Below are 15,286 nucleotides of genomic sequence, written 5' to 3' on the forward strand. Positions count from 1 at the left end.
TTAGGGCGGCCTTCGGGTCGCCCTTTTTCATGCGCCGTCTTGCCGGAAGCGTCTGGCTATGCAAGACGGGAATCTACACTGTTTCTCAGCGTAGAAAGTCCCATGCCCGTGCAAATCCGCGCAGCCACCCCAGCCGACATCCCCCGCATCACCAAGATTTACAGGCATGCCATTCTGACCGGAAAGGCAAGCTATGAAATCACGCCACCCGACGAGGCTGAGATGGCGCACCGGATGGAAACGATTACCTCTCAATCCTATCCCTATATCGTCGCGGAGGATGGTGACGGCAGCCTGCTCGGCTATGCCTATGCCTCGGCCTTTCGCACTCGACCCGCCTATCGCTTTCTGGTGGAGGATTCGATTTATCTGGCAGAGGCAGCCCAGGGCAAGGGGATCGGCAAGGCGCTGTTGGCCGATCTTGTGGCGCAATGCACGGCACTGGGTTTCCGGCAGATGATCGCCGTGATCGGCGGCGCTAATCCCGCCTCGATCGGCGTCCACCGCAGTCTGGGATTTTACCATGCCGGAGGTATCGATGGCTCCGGCTTCAAACACGGAACCTGGCTCGACACCGTTTTCATGCAACGCGCGCTTGGCGAGGGTAACCAAACCCTGCCCGACGAAAAAACCTATCCCGGCAGCCTGTTCAAAGGGTGAGGACGCTCTACTCGACCAGTTTCAAAACTTTGTCGAACACTTTCAGCACCTGACGCAGGTCATGCCCACGTTTCAAAATCATTCCGTGGGTATTGACCACCGAAAAAGCCCCCTGCTTTGCCGCAAGCTTCGGATTTTTCTCGATCCGATACAGGGGCATTTCACCAGAGCGCTTGAAAACGGAAAACACCGCCTTGTCTTTCAGATGGTCGAGCGCGTAATCGCGCCACTCGCCTTCCCCGACCATTCGGCCATAGACCCATAAGATCGCGTCCAATTCCGTACGATGAAAAGTGACCGGCAGCGGATCGAGATTCTGCTTGTAATCCCTAAGATCCACCACGGGAGAAGATCTGTTGCCAGGGCGCTGGCCAGTTTCAGGAGTGACGGGCGGGACTTCACGAGGTAAATCCGGCTGATCGGTCATTGGGGCTCCTTCGTGCTTTTCATGACAAGCCGGTGACAGTTTGCCTGACAGGCATCAAATTGCAAGAGCGTAACTGCGTAAGCCGTTTGCGCCAAAAAGCTCAACCTGCACCATTTCGGAAGGTTTTTTTCCTTCGCCGTATTTCGGTCAAAACAGCGCCCCAATTGCAGACGAGATTGCACCGTCTTCAGTTGACGCGTCAGCGTCAAGGGTCCGGTCTGGCGCATTGACCCCTTACCCCCAGCCCCCCAATGTTCCCGGCCGGACCCGCTGAAGCCACAGGATTGCATGTGACACATGTGATCCTATGCGTGCGGATTGTCTGCCGATCATGGATTGAGTTGCTTAGCGCTCTCATTTCCTGCGGATTGAGCCATTACCATCGCTGCCCCGACGATACGGCCAGGCTCTCCATTTTGCGTCGAAGACTGAAGCAAGACTGCAAATCCATCACAATCATTGCTGCGCAGGACCTTGGATGGCAGGGTCAGTTTCAAACTATCGCCATGCCACATGCCAACAGATTGGATGTCGCTGACGCTGTTCCAATAGGTCATGCGCTGACCCTTGTTTTCACCCTTTAGAACCTCGACATCTTTTCGACGCTTGAAATAGACGACGACCACATCGGCGCGGCCTTGCCCACTCCCGATCGACACCGACAGTGCGTCGCCTTGGATGGCTGCATCGACCTTGACCGACAGGCCATTGCCACTGGCCCGCAGCCCATCCAGTTTTCCCGAAAGCGTCGTCGCATCGGTGCCCTTCATCTGCATCGTGCCATTGACCACAGCCTGGGGCGTATAGACACCGCTCCTACCAAAGCTTCGCGCATAAGCATATTGGCGGGCGGTATTGCCAGGGGACCCGAGCGTATCGGTCCAACCGCGGTAGTTCCAGTAATCGACATGGTAGGCCAGTGCGATCACGTCAGGCTGTTTGGCGAGCGCTTCAAAAGCACGGTCGGCGGGTGGGCAGGACACGCAGCCCTGCGACGTAAAAAGCTCGACAACCCCCTTTGGCAAACGCGCGTCCTCAGCCTTGACGGTTGAGGCCCCTGCCAGGCACATCATCAGGGCCATAAGGAGGCCTTTTCCAGGGATTGCCGTAACCTTCATCGAAACCACCGATACTGCCCCATTTTTCAACCCTCCCCTTTATTCAACTCTTAAAGCCCGGCCACAATAGCACGGCATCGCGCCGATGATCGCAGTCCAAGCGTCTAGAGCCGCTAACCCGATGCTGCTCGGTTCCGCCGCCCCTTTGCAGCAAGTCCTTGCAGCCGGCCCGGCTTACGCTGTCCATACTGCATGAACATGTCAAAGCAGTTTAAACCGGTCACATGAACCTGGTCTTAAGCATCGCCACACCGCTGATCTGTCTGCTCATGGATTGAGAGGATAAACAGGACCTACTTCAACACCAAGTCACGTTGGGGTGAGAGCAACCTTGAAGCGAAGAGAAAACAAAAAAGCCGCCGGCATTTGCGCCGGCGGCTGTTATTTTCAATAGGAATCGACCGGATTAAGCGGCCAGATCGCGCAGAACGGTCTGCAAGATGCCACCGTTGTTCACGTAGGTCACTTCGTCAAGCGTATCGATGCGGCAGATCAGCGGCAGATCCTTCACTGTGCCATCGGCATAGGTGATCTTGGCGATCTTCTTCTCGCGTGGCTTGATCTCGCCTTCGAGGCCTTCGATCGTCACGGTTTCGTCGCCCTTCAGGTTGAGGCTGGCCCAAGTGGTGCCGTCCTCGAAGCAGAAAGGTACGATACCCATGCCGACCAGGTTGGAGCGGTGGATACGCTCGAACGACTGGGCGATCACGGCGCGCACGCCGAGCAGGTTGGTGCCCTTGGCAGCCCAGTCACGCGAGGAACCGTTGCCGTATTCGACGCCTGCAAAGATCACCAGCGGAACGCCCTCGGCCTTGTACTGCATGGCCGCATCGTAAATCGACATCTCTTCCTTGGACGGATAATGGATGGTGTAGCCACCTTCCTTGCCGTTCGGGCCGAGCATGTGGTTACGGATGCGGATATTGGCGAAGGTACCGCGCATCATCACTTCGTGATTGCCGCGACGGGTGCCGTACTGGTTGAAGTCCGCCACGCCAACGCCATGGTCCAGCAGATAGGCGCCAGCCGGCGACGCCGCCTTGATGGAGCCAGCCGGCGAGATATGGTCGGTGGTGATCTTGTCGCCAAACAGACCAAGGACGCGCGCATTGGTGATGTTCTTGAGACCAGAGCCGCTCTTGCCCATACCCACGAAGTAAGGCGGGTTCTGCACATAGGTCGAGTTGTCGTCCCAGGCATAGGTCTGGCCAGCAGGGATCTGCACGGCCTGCCAGTTTTCATCACCCTTGAACACGTCCGCATACTTGCTTTCATACAGCTCGCGCGTGACGTATTTCAGGATGAATTCCTGGATTTCCTTGGAGGTCGGCCAGATATCCCGAAGGAACACGGGATTGCCGTCCTGATCTTCGCCCAGAGGCTCGGTGGTCAGGTCCTTCTGAACCGAACCGGCCAGCGCGTAAGCAACAACCAGCGGCGGAGATGCCAGATAGTTGGCCTGAACGTCCGGCGAGATACGGCCTTCAAAGTTACGGTTGCCCGACAATACGCCAGCGGTGATCAGGCCCTTGTCGTTGATGGTCTTGGAGATCGGCGCTGGCAGCGGGCCAGAGTTACCGATGCAAGTGGTGCAGCCGAAACCAACGAGGTTGAAGCCGAGTGCATCCAGAGAAACCTGCAAGCCGGACTTGGACAGGTATTCGCCAACAACTTGGCTTCCCGGTGCCAGCGAGGTCTTGACCCAAGGCTTGGACTTCAGACCCTTGGCAACAGCATTGCGGGCCAGCAGGCCAGCGGCAATCAACACGCTCGGGTTGGAGGTGTTGGTGCAGGAGGTGATGGCGGCAATCGCCACATCGCCATGGCCGAGGTCGAAGTCGGTGCCTTCAACCGCGTAACGGTTAGTCAGCTGGCCGGGCTTCTTGTAATCGCCTTCCAGAGCGGTTGCGAAGTTTGGTGCAATGGTTTCCAGCGCCAAACGGCCTTCCGGACGCTTTGGACCGGCCATGGACGGCACAACATCGCTGAGTTCGAGTTCAAGCGTGTCGGTGAAGACCAGATCCGAGCCGTCGCCATCGCGCCACATGCCCTGCGCCTTGGAATAGGCTTCGACCAGTGCAATCCGGTCCTTGGTGCGGCCAGACATGGTGAGGTAGTTGATGGTTTCGCCATCGACCGGGAAGAAGCCGCAGGTCGCGCCATATTCCGGACCCATATTGCCGATGGTGGCACGGTCGGCCAGCGACATAGAATCCAGGCCGGGGCCATAGAATTCAACGAACTTGGAGACAACGCCCTTCTTGCGCAGCATCTGCACGACAGTCAGCACGAGGTCGGTGGCGGTGACGCCTTCCTTGACCTTGCCAGTCAGCTTGAAGCCGATGACTTCAGGCAGAAGCATGGAAACCGGCTGGCCAAGCATGGCCGCTTCAGCTTCGATACCGCCCACGCCCCAGCCCAGAACGCCCAGACCATTGATCATGGTCGTGTGGCTGTCGGTGCCAACGCAGGTATCGGGATAAGCGGTGGTTTCGCCGTCTTCGTCCTTGGTCCAGACGGTCTGGCCGAGATATTCGAGATTGACCTGGTGACAGATGCCGGTACCAGGAGGAACAACGCGGAAATTCTTGAACGCCTGCTGGCCCCACTTGAGGAAGCGGTAACGCTCGCCGTTGCGCTCATATTCCAACTCAACGTTGCGGGCGAAAGCGGTTGGCGTGCCGAACTCATCGACGATGACCGAGTGGTCGATGACGAGGTCAACGGGAACCAGCGGGTTGATCTTTTCCGGATCGCCGCCCAGCGACACCATGGCATCGCGCATGGCAGCCAGATCGACCACGGCGGGAACGCCGGTGAAGTCCTGCATCAGCACGCGGGCCGGACGATAGGCGATTTCGTTTTCAGCCGTACCCTTGTCAACCAGCCAGGCGGCGACGTTTTCAATGTCGGCCTTGGTGACGGAGCGGCCGTCTTCGTTGCGCAGCAGGTTTTCCAGCAGCACCTTCATGGAATAGGGCAGCTTGGAAACGCCGGTCAGGCCATTGGCCTCGGCCTTGGGGATACTGTAATAGACATAATCCTTGCCATCGACGGAAAGCGTCGACCGGCAATTGAAACTGTCAAGCGATTTGGACACGGATAGAACCCCGCTGATACTGATAGCCAACACATACGTGCGGACGCCTATGCACTACATGCACATCAGGATGCGGGTGCGACCATTTCCGCTGTCCGCCCGTGAAAATCGCTTTACGCAACATTCAAGTTCGGCGCTAGGATGATGGACACGCCGGTCGCTGGCGTGGTTGCAGGTCTTATAGAGAATTTCCAAGAACTGTTCCAGAGTGTAGAAGGCCAAATGGCACAATTTTTTAAAGGCGATAAGCTTTGCTAAACAAAGGGGAAATCACCCGGCTAAATGCCCTGGAACTGGCGGCGAAACGCGGCGAGGATCTGTTGTTTCGCAACGTCTCCTTCACGCTGCAAAGCGGCGAAGCGCTGGTCCTGACCGGTCGCAACGGATCGGGAAAATCCACCCTGTTGCGGGTCATCGCTGGCTTCATCCGGCCAGAGCGCGGCTCTGTCCTGTTCGAATCACCCGGCACCGAGCCACGACCACCCCGCGAGGTCAGCCATTACCTCGGCCATCGCAACGGCATGAAGGCGGAACTGACGGTGGCCGAAAATCTGGAGTTCTGGAAAGCATTTCTCGGACAGGCCCAAGGCGGTGCGGGCATCTCCATTGAAGAGGCTGCCGATCAGGTTGGCCTGGGCGGCATCACCCACCTGCCCTATGGCTATCTTTCTGCCGGGCAGCAGCGGCGCTTTGCCATGGCCCGGCTGCTGGTGTCCTACCGCCCGATCTGGATTCTCGATGAGCCGACGGCGGCATTGGATGTCAAAGCCGATGAGATGTTTTCAAGCCTGATTCGCGCCCATCTGGCCCAAGGCGGCATGGTACTGGCCGCCACCCACCAGCCCCTGGGGTTGGACAGCCCGAATCTGTTGGAAATGAAGGGCTTCGACTACGCCGATCTGGAGGATGCGGCGTGATCGCTCTTTTCCTGCGCGACTTGAAACTGTCGGTCAGGGCGGGCGGCGGCGCGCTGATCGGCGTGCTGTTTTTCCTGACCGTGGTTGCCGTCATTCCCTTTGGCGTCGGGCCGGATATGAACCTGCTGGCCCGCATCGGCCCGGCCATTGTCTGGATCGGCGCGCTGCTGTCGGCGCTGCTCGGCCTCGACCGGTTGTTTCAGGCCGACCGGGATGATGGCTCGCTGGATCTGCTGCTGATGCAGGACACCCCGCTGGTGCTGACCGTCTTCGTCAAATGCCTGGCCCATTGGACGGCGACCAGTCTGCCGCTGGTGATCGCGTCGCCGCTGCTCGGCCTTTTCATGAATATGAGCGAAATGGCCATCGGGGCGGTGATGCTGACGCTACTGGTTGGCTCTCCCGCCCTCACCTTCATCGGCGCTGCCGGGGCAGCCGTCGCCGTGGCCCTGCCGCGTGGTGGGCTGCTGGTGTCGATCCTGGTTCTGCCACTGGCCATTCCGGTGCTGATTTTCGGTGTCAGCGCCTCCTATGCTGCCGTGGAAGACCCGGCGCCTTTCCTGCCGCCCTTTCTGTTTCTATCGGCACTGACGTTATTCTTCGCAGTCATCGGGCCATCGGCAGCCGCGTTGGCGCTTAGAAACACAGCGGATTGATCGTTCTTGACCATCTTCAATTGATTGCGATCAATTGCAGCAACACCATCCTCAGGGTAGAAAGCAGCATGACCGACAACAGCCTTGCTTCGACCAAGCTTACTGCCCGATTAAACGCGCTGGCCAACCCCACCCGGTTTCTGGCGCTGGTGGCGCGTGTTCTGCCGTGGATGACGGCAATAACCATTATTCTGCTGGCCGTCGGCCTGACGCTCGCCTTCACCACCGAGGGCGATTACCAGCAGGGCGACACGGTGCGGATCATGTATATCCACGTGCCCGCCGCCTGGTTGGCGATGATGTGCTATTCGGTGATGGCGATCTCCGCCATCGGCACGCTGGTCTGGCGTCATCCGCTGGCCGATGTCAGCCATCGGGCCGCAGCCCCGCTGGGAGCGGCCTTTACCTTCATCGCGCTGGTCACCGGCTCGCTCTGGGGTCGGCCCATGTGGGGAACATGGTGGGCCTGGGGCGATGCCCGACTGACTTCGGTGTTCATTCTGTTCCTGATGTATCTGGGCCTGATCGCCCTCAACCGGGCCATGGACGATCCGTCAAAATCGGCGCGGATCAGTTCGGTGCTGATCCTGGTCGGCTTCGTCAATATTCCGATCATCAAGTTTTCCGTGGAATGGTGGAATACGCTGCACCAGCCTGCCAGCATCATGAAGCTTGGCGGCCCAAGCGTCGATCCGGAGTTTCTGCGGCCACTGCTGATCATGGCCGTGGCCTTCACGCTGCTGTTCTTCACCCTGCATCTGATGGCGATGCGCAACGAGATCTGGCGGCGGCGAATCATGGCCCAGCGTCGGCTTGCCGCCCGGGTCGCCTCGCAGGAGAGTGCATCATGAAATATGCCTTCTATATTGGCACCGCCTACGGGCTGACCGCTGCTGCCATCCTGTTTATGGTCGTCTGGATCTGGCTGGAAGGCCGCGCCCGTCAGAAAGAGCTGAAGGCGCTGGAGGCGGCAGGCATCCGCCGCCGCTCCGACACATCGACAGAAAAGGCGCTCTGATGGCTGAGAACAGGCTGGAAACCGCTGAAAAGCGCGGGTTCTCCCGTTACCTGCTGGCGGCCATTCCGCTTGCGGTTTTTGCGGTGATCGCGGGAACAGCGGGCAAGATGCTCTATGATCAGGATTTCAACGGCAAGAATGTCAGCGATATTCCCTCCGCACTGATCGGCACCAAGGCGCCCACCTTGAACCTGCCACCGCTGGAGGGCTCCAACCTTCCGGCGCTGACCTCTTCCGCCATCACGGGCAAGCTGACGCTGGTCAATGTGTTTGCCTCCTGGTGTGTCCCCTGCCGGGACGAGCATCCATTGCTGAAACAGTTGAGCAATGACCCCCGCATCCAGATCGTCGCCATCAACTACAAGGACAAGAGCGACAACGCGCTGAGGTTTTTGGGCGAACTTGGCAATCCCTATAAGGCCATCGGCATCGACCCGAACGGCAAGGCGGCAATTGACTGGGGCGTCTACGGCATCCCGGAAAGCTATCTCGTCGCGCCGGATGGCACGATTGTTTACAAGCGGGTCGGGCCTTTCGATGCGCAGTCGATAGAAAAGGGTCTTTACCCGGCTATTGACAGGGCGCTTGCCGTCAAAGCCATTACAGAGCCGCCTGCCAGGCCTTGATCGCATCCACCGGCCAGACCAGCATGATGACATTGAGCGTTAGATTGTCGCGGATCAGATACCCCGTCAGCAACTCGAAAAACACGGCAACGACAATCGTCAGCCACACCGGCACACGGGCCGCAAACAGGAAGCCGAGAGCCATGAAAACGGTATCCATCGCCGAATTCAGGATGCTGTCACCTTCATAGCCTACCGCCATGGTGGCGGCGCGGTAACGGTTGATGATGATGGGCGAATTTTCCAATAATTCCCAACCGGCCTCGATCAGGGTGGCCAGTGTCAGCCGCTGACCGAACGACCCGCGCCGCAGCACCAGCCAGCCGAGACCGTAAAACAGGAATCCGTGGATGATATGCGAGGGCGTGTACCAGTCCGCCAGGTGTTGGGAATTGCCCGGCGTATTCACGCCCGCCTCGAACAATTTCACATATCCGCAGGAGCAGATCCAGATCCGGCCCATAAAATGCTCGGCCAAGATCTGCACGGCCAGAATGATGACGGGAACCACCAGCCAGAACGAGGCGGGGTGATGGGTTTTCGGCGCTCCCGCCACAGCCGTCACTTGCCGCCCTCTTCCGCCTTGTTTTCAAGGGAATGGCGCATGATCAGCGGCATCTGCGCCAGCGTGAACAGAATGGTGATCGGCATCGTGCCCCAGACCTTGAAATTCACCCAGACAGCATTGGTGAAATTACGCCAAACCACCTCGTTCAACACCGACAGGAACAGGAAGAAAATACCCCAGCGCAGCGTCAGTTTACGCCAGCCCTCGTCATCGAGCTGAAAGGCGGCGTTGAAGACATAGCCGAGCAAGGATTTCCCGAACAGCAATCCGCCAAGCAGCACCAGGCCGAACAGTGCATTGACGATGGTCGGCTTCATCTTGATGAATGTGTCGTCCTGGAGCCAGATTGACAGCGAGCCGAAGACCAGCACCACCACGCCGGACACAAAAGGCATGATCGGCAAGTGCTTGAAGACGATCTTGGACACGACAAGCGCCAGCACGGTGGCGACCATGAACAGCGCTGTCGCAATCAACAGCGGTCCGCCGATGGCGGTCAGAGCCGGAAAATGCGCCGCCAGCCATTCGCCGCGCAGATTGCCGAAGAAGAACACCAGCAGAGGGCCAAGCTCCAAGGCCAGCTTCAGCAAGGGGTGATGCTGTTCTGCCGCACTCGGTTGCTGGCCTGCGTTTCCTGCTGTCATGGTATCCTGCTTTGCTCTTTGGGCTCAATACGGTGATTAACGTGAAATTGCGTCGAATTTAAAGGTGGGTGCTTTAGCTTGAGGGGCCAAAACCGGCAATGGCACGGGCAAAATCCTCGGCCTCGAAGGGTTCGAGATCATCGACGCCTTCGCCAACGCCAATGAAATAGACCGGTAATTTATGCTTGGCGGCGATGGCGACCAGAATACCGCCGCGCGCCGTACCATCCAGCTTGGTCATGATCAGGCCGTTGACACCGGCGACATTGCGGAAAATCTCCACCTGGTTCATGGCGTTCTGGCCGGTGGTCGCATCCAGCGTCTGCAACACGGTATGCGGCGCATCCGGGTCAAGCTTGGAGAGAACCCGAACGATCTTTTCCAGCTCGTCCATCAACTCTGTCTTATTCTGCAAGCGACCTGCCGTATCGATAATCAGCACGTCGGATTTCTCAGCCCTGGCCTTCTCAAAAGCATCATAGGCCAGCCCCGCCGCATCGGCGCCCAGCTTGGTGCCGATAAAGGTGGAGCCGGTGCGGTCTGCCCAGATTTTCAGCTGCTCGATGGCCGCCGCCCGAAACGTATCGCCCGCCGCCAGCATGACCTTTAGCCCGGAGCCGGACAATTTGGCAGCAAGCTTGCCGATGGTCGTGGTCTTGCCCGTGCCGTTGACGCCGACAACGAGAATGACATGCGGTTTGTGATTGAGATCCAGTGCCAGCGGCTTTGCCACCGGCTTCAACACCTTGACGATTTCAGCCGCCATGATCCGCGTCACGTCCTCGCCGGTCACATCCTTGCCATAGCGCTCGGACGACAGCGTCGCCGTCACCCGCATGGCAGTCTCGACGCCGAGATCGGCCTGAATCAGCAGATCTTCCAGCTCTTCCAGCGTCTCTTCGTCCAGCTTGCGCTTGGTGAAAAGTGCTGAGATCTGGCCGGTGAGCTGCGAAGAGGTGCGAAACAACCCGGCTTTGAGGCGTTGGAACCAACTCTGCTTCACCTCAGGCGTTTCCGGCTCAGGCTCAGGCTCGACCACAGTCGAAAACCCCTTGGGCAGCGCAATTTCGGTGCCGGGCGCAGCACCTTCCGCCTCGTCGAGCAACTCGTCGAAGGAAGGCGTCGCGTCAGATGCGTGTTCTTGAGCAGCCTCTTCGGCTTCCAGCAGCGAGAGCGGCAAGAGGCTCAAGTCATCCGCCGTCACATCATCTTCATCAGCCTGATCTTCGACCAGATCATCGGAGGGTCCGCCTGCCGTCTCGATTTCCTCGGCCAGAACAGGATCTTCGGCCAGTGGCAATTGCTCCACACGGTCATGCGGCTCGCTCTCGGCGGCAATGGCGGCTTTTTCCTCAGTGGAAAGCCCGGCATCTACACCTGTTTCGCTTTGCACACCTGTTTCACTTGGCACACCTGTTTCGCTTGGCTTGTCCCTGCCAAAGGTGAAGACTTTTTTGATGAATCCAAGCGCCATGATGTTCTTTGCTTTTCGACGTTCAGGCCGCTGCGGCGGCTGACTGTTCAATAATCAGATGACGTCCATTGTGACCGCCGATCACCGCATCCACAAGGGCACCCGGCAGATGGCCCGGAGCGGCCACGAGGGTGAAGTCCTGCGTATGCGCCATTTCGTTGCGCTCCACCAGCAGCTTTTGCTGTGAGCCGACCATGTGTTCAAGATGGGCATGATGCAGCTGTTCGGCAACCGCACGAAGGCTGGCGGCACGCGCTTTCACCAAAGCGCGGTCCAGTTGCGGCATCCGGGCGGCCGGTGTGCCGGGCCGTGGACTATAGGGAAAGACATGCAGATGGGCGATGCCGATCTCTTGCGCCAACAAGGCAGAATTTGCCGCCATCTCCTCGGTTTCGGTCGGGAACCCTGCAATCATGTCGGCACCGAAGCTGAAATCGGGCCGCAGGGCGCGGACCTGTGTCGCAAACCCCAAGGCATCCGCCCGTGAATGGCGGCGCTTCATCCGCTTCAGGATCATGTCGTCACCATGCTGCAAAGACAGGTGCAGATGCGGCATGAAACGCGGCTCTTCGGCGATCAGGTCGATCAGATGGCGGTCAACCTCGATACTATCGATGGAGGACAGCCGCAGACGCAGAATGTCAGGCACCTGTTTCAACAGCGTCTTGGCCAGCAGGCCCAGGCTGGGCTGGCCAGGCAGATCGGCGCCATAGCTGGTGGCATCCACGCCGGTCAGCACCACTTCGCGGTAGCCGTTTTCCACCAGCTTGCGGGCCTGTTCCACCACGGCCCCCATCGGCACGGAGCGCGAATTGCCGCGCCCATAGGGGATGATGCAGAAGGTGCAGCGATGGTCGCAACCGTTCTGCACCTGAAGGAAACCACGCACATGGCCATCGATATGGCTGACCATCTGCGGCGCGGTCTCCGTCACGCTCATGATGTCGTTGACCCGCAGCTTTTCTGCCGCAGCCACGCCGAAGTCGGGCAATGCCCGGTAATGTTCAGCCTTCAGCTTTTCCTCATTGCCCAGCACCAGATCCACTTCCGGCATGGCAGCAAAGCCTGCGGCATCGGTCTGGGCGGCACAGCCGGTAACAATAATCCGCGCTTGCGGGTTTTCACGCCGGGCGCGGCGAATGGCTTGGCGAGCCTGGCGCACCGCTTCGCCCGTCACCGCACAGGTATTGACCAGAATGGCCTGATCAAGGCCCGCCTTTTCGGCCTCCGCCTTCATCACTTCCGATTCGTAGGTATTGAGGCGGCAGCCGAAGGTGATGACGTTTATGTCGCTCACGAGACCGAGGCCTCTTGGCCCGCCTGCTGCTCGCGCTGCCAGTCGCCGGTCTGCGGATTGAGCTGTCCAGCCCATTCCCATTCTGCCGCACCCGTCATGATCACATGCCCGTCCCGCTCGCGCCATTCGATGTCGAGCGCCTGGCGGTTGGGGCTGGAGGCGACGGTGATCGTCACCTTGCGCTCGGCGCGCCCGGTGCGCGCAGCGGAAACCCCGGCGGCGCAGGCGGCGGAACCGCAAGCCAGCGTCAGCCCGGCACCGCGCTCCCAGGTGCGGGTCGTCATCGCAGTCCTGGAGGTCACTTGCGCCAGGGTAATATTGGCCTTTTCGGGAAACAGCGGATGGTTTTCCAGCAGCGGCCCGAACCGTTCCAGATCATAGGACATCGGGTCGCGGTCCACCCAGAACACCGCATGTGGATTGCCCATCGACATCACGGCAGGCGAATGCAGCACCGGGGCATCAATCGGCCCGATCTGCAATTCGATCCGGCTGGTATCGTGAAACTCTTCCGACAGCGGGATGCGGTTCCAGTCGAACACCGGAACCCCCATATCCACGGACACCGAGCCGTCTTCATGCTCGACAGCATTGAGAATGCCAGCCAGCGTCTGGAAGGTGAAAGCCTTCAGACCGGTTTCCGCCGACAGGGCCTGCACCACGCAGCGCGTACCATTGCCGCAGGCCTGCGCCAGCGTGCCATCGCAATTGATAATGTCGATATAGGCGAAGGTACCCGCCAGCTTCGGATCATGGATCGCCATGATCTGGTCGAAATGGGTTTCAGCGTCACCCGCCAGCGCAATGGCCGCCTGCGGCGTGACCCGGTCGGTGCGGCCACGCATGTCGACGACCAGGATCTTGTTGCCAAGCCCGTTCATTTTCGCGAATTCGACCCGATTGCCCATAGCCTTCCTGTCCTGCGGTTGTTGAGCGCTATATGGCGCAATTTCACTGGAATTACCAGTGGCAGCAGGGCTCAACCAGCAGGCACATCAAACACCTGGCCAGCCCGCAAAGGCCGGAACCGTTCGGGCGCAATGCCCGCCGCTTTCAACGCGGCGACCAGATGGTCAGCCGGCTCCGTCATCGGCTCGTCGGTCAGCTGGAACGTTCCAAAATGATGGCCGACAGCAAAAGAGGCATTGCAGAGCGTAAACCCCTCCACCGCCTCCTGCGGGTTTTGATGCTGGCCGCGCATGAACCAGCGCGGCTCATAGGCGCCGATCGGCAGGTTAGCCAGCCGGAATCCTCCATATTTCCGAGCCGCTGCCCGGTAATTGATGCCATCGTGAAAGCCGGTATCGCCGATATGGTAGATCTTGCCGGCAGGTGTTTCGAGCACAAAGGCCGCCCATAGCGCCATGCGCCGATCTCTTGCGCCCCGCGCTGACCAATGATGGCAGGGTTCTGCTGTGACACGGGTATCGGCGCTGACCGCCAGATGCTGCCCCCAATCCAGCACGCTGACATGGGCCAGAGGCACGGCACGGCGAATGGTGACATCATTGCCCAATGGCGTGACGAAATGCGGCGCGAATGCGTGATGCAGGCGCGCCAGCGTCTTTCCGTCGAGATGGTCGTAATGATTATGGGTGATCAGCACCACATCGATGGGCGGCAGGTCATTCAGCCGGACGCCAGGAGCAATCGCTCGTTTCGGTCCGGCAAATGCCACCGGGCTGGCCCGGTCGGACCACACAGGATCGGTCAGAATATTGAGCCCGCCAACCTGGATCAGCATCGAGGCATGGCCGATCATCGTCACCCGCAGATCTTTGCCCTCGACACGCGGCAGAGGCCGAGCCTGACCTTCCGGCAACGCGACAGCTTTGGGCCAGATGGCGCGCTGACCTTTGAGCTTCCAGCGCATAACGGCGGTAAAGCCGAAGGGTACGATACCGCCAGGATTGAAAAAACGGGTTCCATCGAAATGGTCGGAAACGGGACCGCGATAATAGGGATTTTTTGTCATGACATCTTCAATTGTTAAATCGATGACTTCCCAGAAAGTCACGATCACCTAGATATGGATTACAACCGTTTTTTGGCAAATAGGACATATGGATGTATTTGATAAAAATAGCGGTACTGATTACGTCCTGGGCTTTTGTTTTTGCCCTGCCGACATGGGCGCAAAATATCCCTGCCCCTATTCACGGCGTGACCTTTGAAGAATGGGCGGCAGCCAACGCCCGTATCGCCGACAATATGGACAAAAGCGAGATTGAGAAAATACTGGGCGTGACCGATGCCCAATTTCAGGAAATCGATGCCGGTTTTACCAAGGCGTGGAAAGAATCGCCCGACCCGCAACGCGAATTCTCCCGTCTCTATGGCGAGGCCTTTGCCAATCCCAATAGCGGTCGCTTTGCAAAGGCCCCGATGCAGGTGGCACAGAAAGGCAAGCTTGCGACCTTTGAAGACTATGCGAGAGTTCAAGGCCACCTGCAAGCGGCTGTCAAATTCGGCATCGACCCGCAAAAGGTTCTCGAGGAACACGATCTTACCGTCTACGAATTCTCGCAGGAGGCCGGACAATGGGTTCAGAAACTCGCAAACCAGGCAAATGCAGGCGGAGATGGCCAGTCGATCATGCAATGGCATGACAGGCTGGCCTTCTATGAGGCCGAGTACAGCGAGCGTTATGCAAAACAGTAAGGCACCAAGGCCCTCCCCCGCACTGCTCAAGGCAAAGCATTCTTGACTCCTGCGGCATTTTGCTGTTTACCCCTCCTAAATCTGCGACGAGACATGACTCCGAGCCGCCGACCGGGACCC

General features: G+C 58.9%; 16 protein-coding genes. 7 read left to right on the plus strand and 9 right to left on the minus strand.

Translation table 11 applies throughout. The features are described from left to right. The first annotated feature begins 102 nt into the window (after nt 1–102). Nucleotides 103–660 (plus strand): GNAT family N-acetyltransferase, encoded by a 558-nt coding sequence (locus FS819_RS15105; protein WP_156548033.1) that lies wholly within the window; start codon nt 103–105, stop codon nt 658–660. A gap of 7 nt (nt 661–667) precedes the next feature. Here FS819_RS15105 and FS819_RS15110 read toward each other — a convergent pair whose 3' ends face one another. The 3 genes from FS819_RS15110 to acnA all read right to left on the minus strand — a co-directional run bounded on the left by FS819_RS15110 (nt 668) and on the right by acnA (nt 5,305). After that, nucleotides 668–1,087, minus strand: coding sequence for a DUF2794 domain-containing protein (locus FS819_RS15110; RefSeq protein WP_156548034.1), 420 nt, complete (start codon nt 1,085–1,087; stop codon nt 668–670). A gap of 329 nt (nt 1,088–1,416) precedes the next feature. After that, a complete protein-coding gene (locus FS819_RS15115; protein ID WP_409050047.1) occupies nt 1,417–2,205 on the minus strand; it encodes a DUF1223 domain-containing protein in 789 nt (262 codons plus the stop codon). A gap of 406 nt (nt 2,206–2,611) precedes the next feature. Further along, on the minus strand, nt 2,612–5,305 hold the full coding sequence (acnA, locus tag FS819_RS15120; RefSeq protein ID WP_234624551.1) for an aconitate hydratase AcnA: 2,694 nt from the start codon (nt 5,303–5,305) through the stop codon (nt 2,612–2,614). Between the two features lie 251 nt (nt 5,306–5,556). Here acnA and ccmA point away from each other — a divergent pair, with 251 nt between their 5' ends. The 5 genes from ccmA to FS819_RS15145 all read left to right on the plus strand — a co-directional run bounded on the left by ccmA (nt 5,557) and on the right by FS819_RS15145 (nt 8,522). Next, nucleotides 5,557–6,222 (plus strand): heme ABC exporter ATP-binding protein CcmA, encoded by a 666-nt coding sequence (gene ccmA, locus FS819_RS15125; protein WP_197434098.1) that lies wholly within the window; start codon nt 5,557–5,559, stop codon nt 6,220–6,222. After that, nucleotides 6,219–6,878: a heme exporter protein CcmB gene (ccmB, locus tag FS819_RS15130; protein WP_234624552.1), complete on the plus strand. Its 660-nt coding sequence runs from the start codon at nt 6,219–6,221 to the stop codon at nt 6,876–6,878. Before ccmA ends, ccmB begins: the two co-directional genes overlap by 4 nt. A gap of 68 nt (nt 6,879–6,946) precedes the next feature. Then, nucleotides 6,947–7,729, plus strand: coding sequence for a heme ABC transporter permease (locus FS819_RS15135; protein ID WP_156548037.1), 783 nt, complete (start codon nt 6,947–6,949; stop codon nt 7,727–7,729). After that, entirely contained in the window at nt 7,726–7,896 is a 171-nt protein-coding gene (gene ccmD, locus FS819_RS15140) for a heme exporter protein CcmD (protein ID WP_070164284.1), read from the plus strand. Before FS819_RS15135 ends, ccmD begins: the two co-directional genes overlap by 4 nt. Next, nucleotides 7,896–8,522 carry a DsbE family thiol:disulfide interchange protein gene (locus tag FS819_RS15145; RefSeq protein WP_156548038.1) on the plus strand — a complete coding sequence of 209 codons (627 nt, stop codon included), beginning with the start codon at nt 7,896–7,898 and terminating at the stop codon, nt 8,520–8,522. The genes ccmD and FS819_RS15145 overlap by 1 nt, the downstream gene beginning before the upstream one ends. Here FS819_RS15145 and FS819_RS15150 read toward each other — a convergent pair. From FS819_RS15150 to FS819_RS15175, 6 genes are all read right to left on the minus strand, one after another. Continuing rightward, nucleotides 8,497–9,087 carry a DUF2585 domain-containing protein gene (locus FS819_RS15150; RefSeq protein WP_409050048.1) on the minus strand — a complete coding sequence of 197 codons (591 nt, stop codon included), beginning with the start codon at nt 9,085–9,087 and terminating at the stop codon, nt 8,497–8,499. The two genes, FS819_RS15145 and FS819_RS15150, sit on opposite strands and share 26 nt — an antisense overlap. Continuing rightward, nucleotides 9,084–9,734 carry a septation protein A gene (locus FS819_RS15155; protein ID WP_156548039.1) on the minus strand — a complete coding sequence of 217 codons (651 nt, stop codon included), beginning with the start codon at nt 9,732–9,734 and terminating at the stop codon, nt 9,084–9,086. The genes FS819_RS15150 and FS819_RS15155 overlap by 4 nt, the downstream gene beginning before the upstream one ends. 73 nt (nt 9,735–9,807) lie before the next feature. Further along, complete coding sequence (ftsY, locus tag FS819_RS15160) at nt 9,808–11,208, minus strand: signal recognition particle-docking protein FtsY (RefSeq protein ID WP_156548040.1); 1,401 nt, start codon at nt 11,206–11,208, stop codon at nt 9,808–9,810. A 22-nt stretch (nt 11,209–11,230) separates the two neighbouring features. Further along, on the minus strand, nt 11,231–12,505 hold the full coding sequence (gene mtaB / locus FS819_RS15165; RefSeq protein WP_234624553.1) for a tRNA (N(6)-L-threonylcarbamoyladenosine(37)-C(2))-methylthiotransferase MtaB: 1,275 nt from the start codon (nt 12,503–12,505) through the stop codon (nt 11,231–11,233). Beyond that, nucleotides 12,502–13,413 carry a diaminopimelate epimerase gene (gene dapF / locus FS819_RS15170; RefSeq protein ID WP_156548041.1) on the minus strand — a complete coding sequence of 304 codons (912 nt, stop codon included), beginning with the start codon at nt 13,411–13,413 and terminating at the stop codon, nt 12,502–12,504. The genes mtaB and dapF overlap by 4 nt, the downstream gene beginning before the upstream one ends. Nucleotides 13,414–13,484: 71 nt before the next feature. After that, on the minus strand, nt 13,485–14,480 hold the full coding sequence (locus tag FS819_RS15175; RefSeq protein ID WP_156548042.1) for an MBL fold metallo-hydrolase: 996 nt from the start codon (nt 14,478–14,480) through the stop codon (nt 13,485–13,487). A 92-nt stretch (nt 14,481–14,572) separates the two neighbouring features. Here FS819_RS15175 and FS819_RS15180 point away from each other — a divergent pair, with 92 nt between their 5' ends. Then, nucleotides 14,573–15,166 (plus strand): DUF6620 family protein, encoded by a 594-nt coding sequence (locus tag FS819_RS15180; RefSeq protein WP_156548043.1) that lies wholly within the window; start codon nt 14,573–14,575, stop codon nt 15,164–15,166. The last annotated feature ends 120 nt before the right edge of the window (nt 15,167–15,286 follow it).

The organism is Allorhizobium sp. Av2 (assembly GCF_021462805.2).
In the GTDB taxonomy this organism is placed as follows: Bacteria; Pseudomonadota; Alphaproteobacteria; order Rhizobiales; family Rhizobiaceae; genus Allorhizobium; species Allorhizobium vitis_G.

Excerpts from the sequence above, each read along its gene's own strand:
- FS819_RS15105 (WP_156548033.1), top strand. The coding sequence starts at position 103 with ATGCCCGTGCAAATCCGCGCAGCCACCCCAGCCGACATCCCCCGCATC.
- FS819_RS15110 (WP_156548034.1), bottom strand. The coding sequence starts at position 1,087 with ATGACCGATCAGCCGGATTTACCTCGTGAAGTCCCGCCCGTCACTCCT.
- FS819_RS15115 (WP_409050047.1), bottom strand. The coding sequence starts at position 2,205 with ATGAAGGTTACGGCAATCCCTGGAAAAGGCCTCCTTATGGCCCTGATG.
- FS819_RS15135 (WP_156548037.1), top strand. The coding sequence starts at position 6,947 with ATGACCGACAACAGCCTTGCTTCGACCAAGCTTACTGCCCGATTAAAC.
- ccmD (WP_070164284.1), top strand. The coding sequence starts at position 7,726 with ATGAAATATGCCTTCTATATTGGCACCGCCTACGGGCTGACCGCTGCT.
- FS819_RS15145 (WP_156548038.1), top strand. The coding sequence starts at position 7,896 with ATGGCTGAGAACAGGCTGGAAACCGCTGAAAAGCGCGGGTTCTCCCGT.
- FS819_RS15155 (WP_156548039.1), bottom strand. The coding sequence starts at position 9,734 with ATGACAGCAGGAAACGCAGGCCAGCAACCGAGTGCGGCAGAACAGCAT.
- ftsY (WP_156548040.1), bottom strand. The coding sequence starts at position 11,208 with ATGGCGCTTGGATTCATCAAAAAAGTCTTCACCTTTGGCAGGGACAAG.
- dapF (WP_156548041.1), bottom strand. The coding sequence starts at position 13,413 with ATGGGCAATCGGGTCGAATTCGCGAAAATGAACGGGCTTGGCAACAAG.
- FS819_RS15175 (WP_156548042.1), bottom strand. The coding sequence starts at position 14,480 with ATGACAAAAAATCCCTATTATCGCGGTCCCGTTTCCGACCATTTCGAT.
- FS819_RS15180 (WP_156548043.1), top strand. The coding sequence starts at position 14,573 with ATGTATTTGATAAAAATAGCGGTACTGATTACGTCCTGGGCTTTTGTT.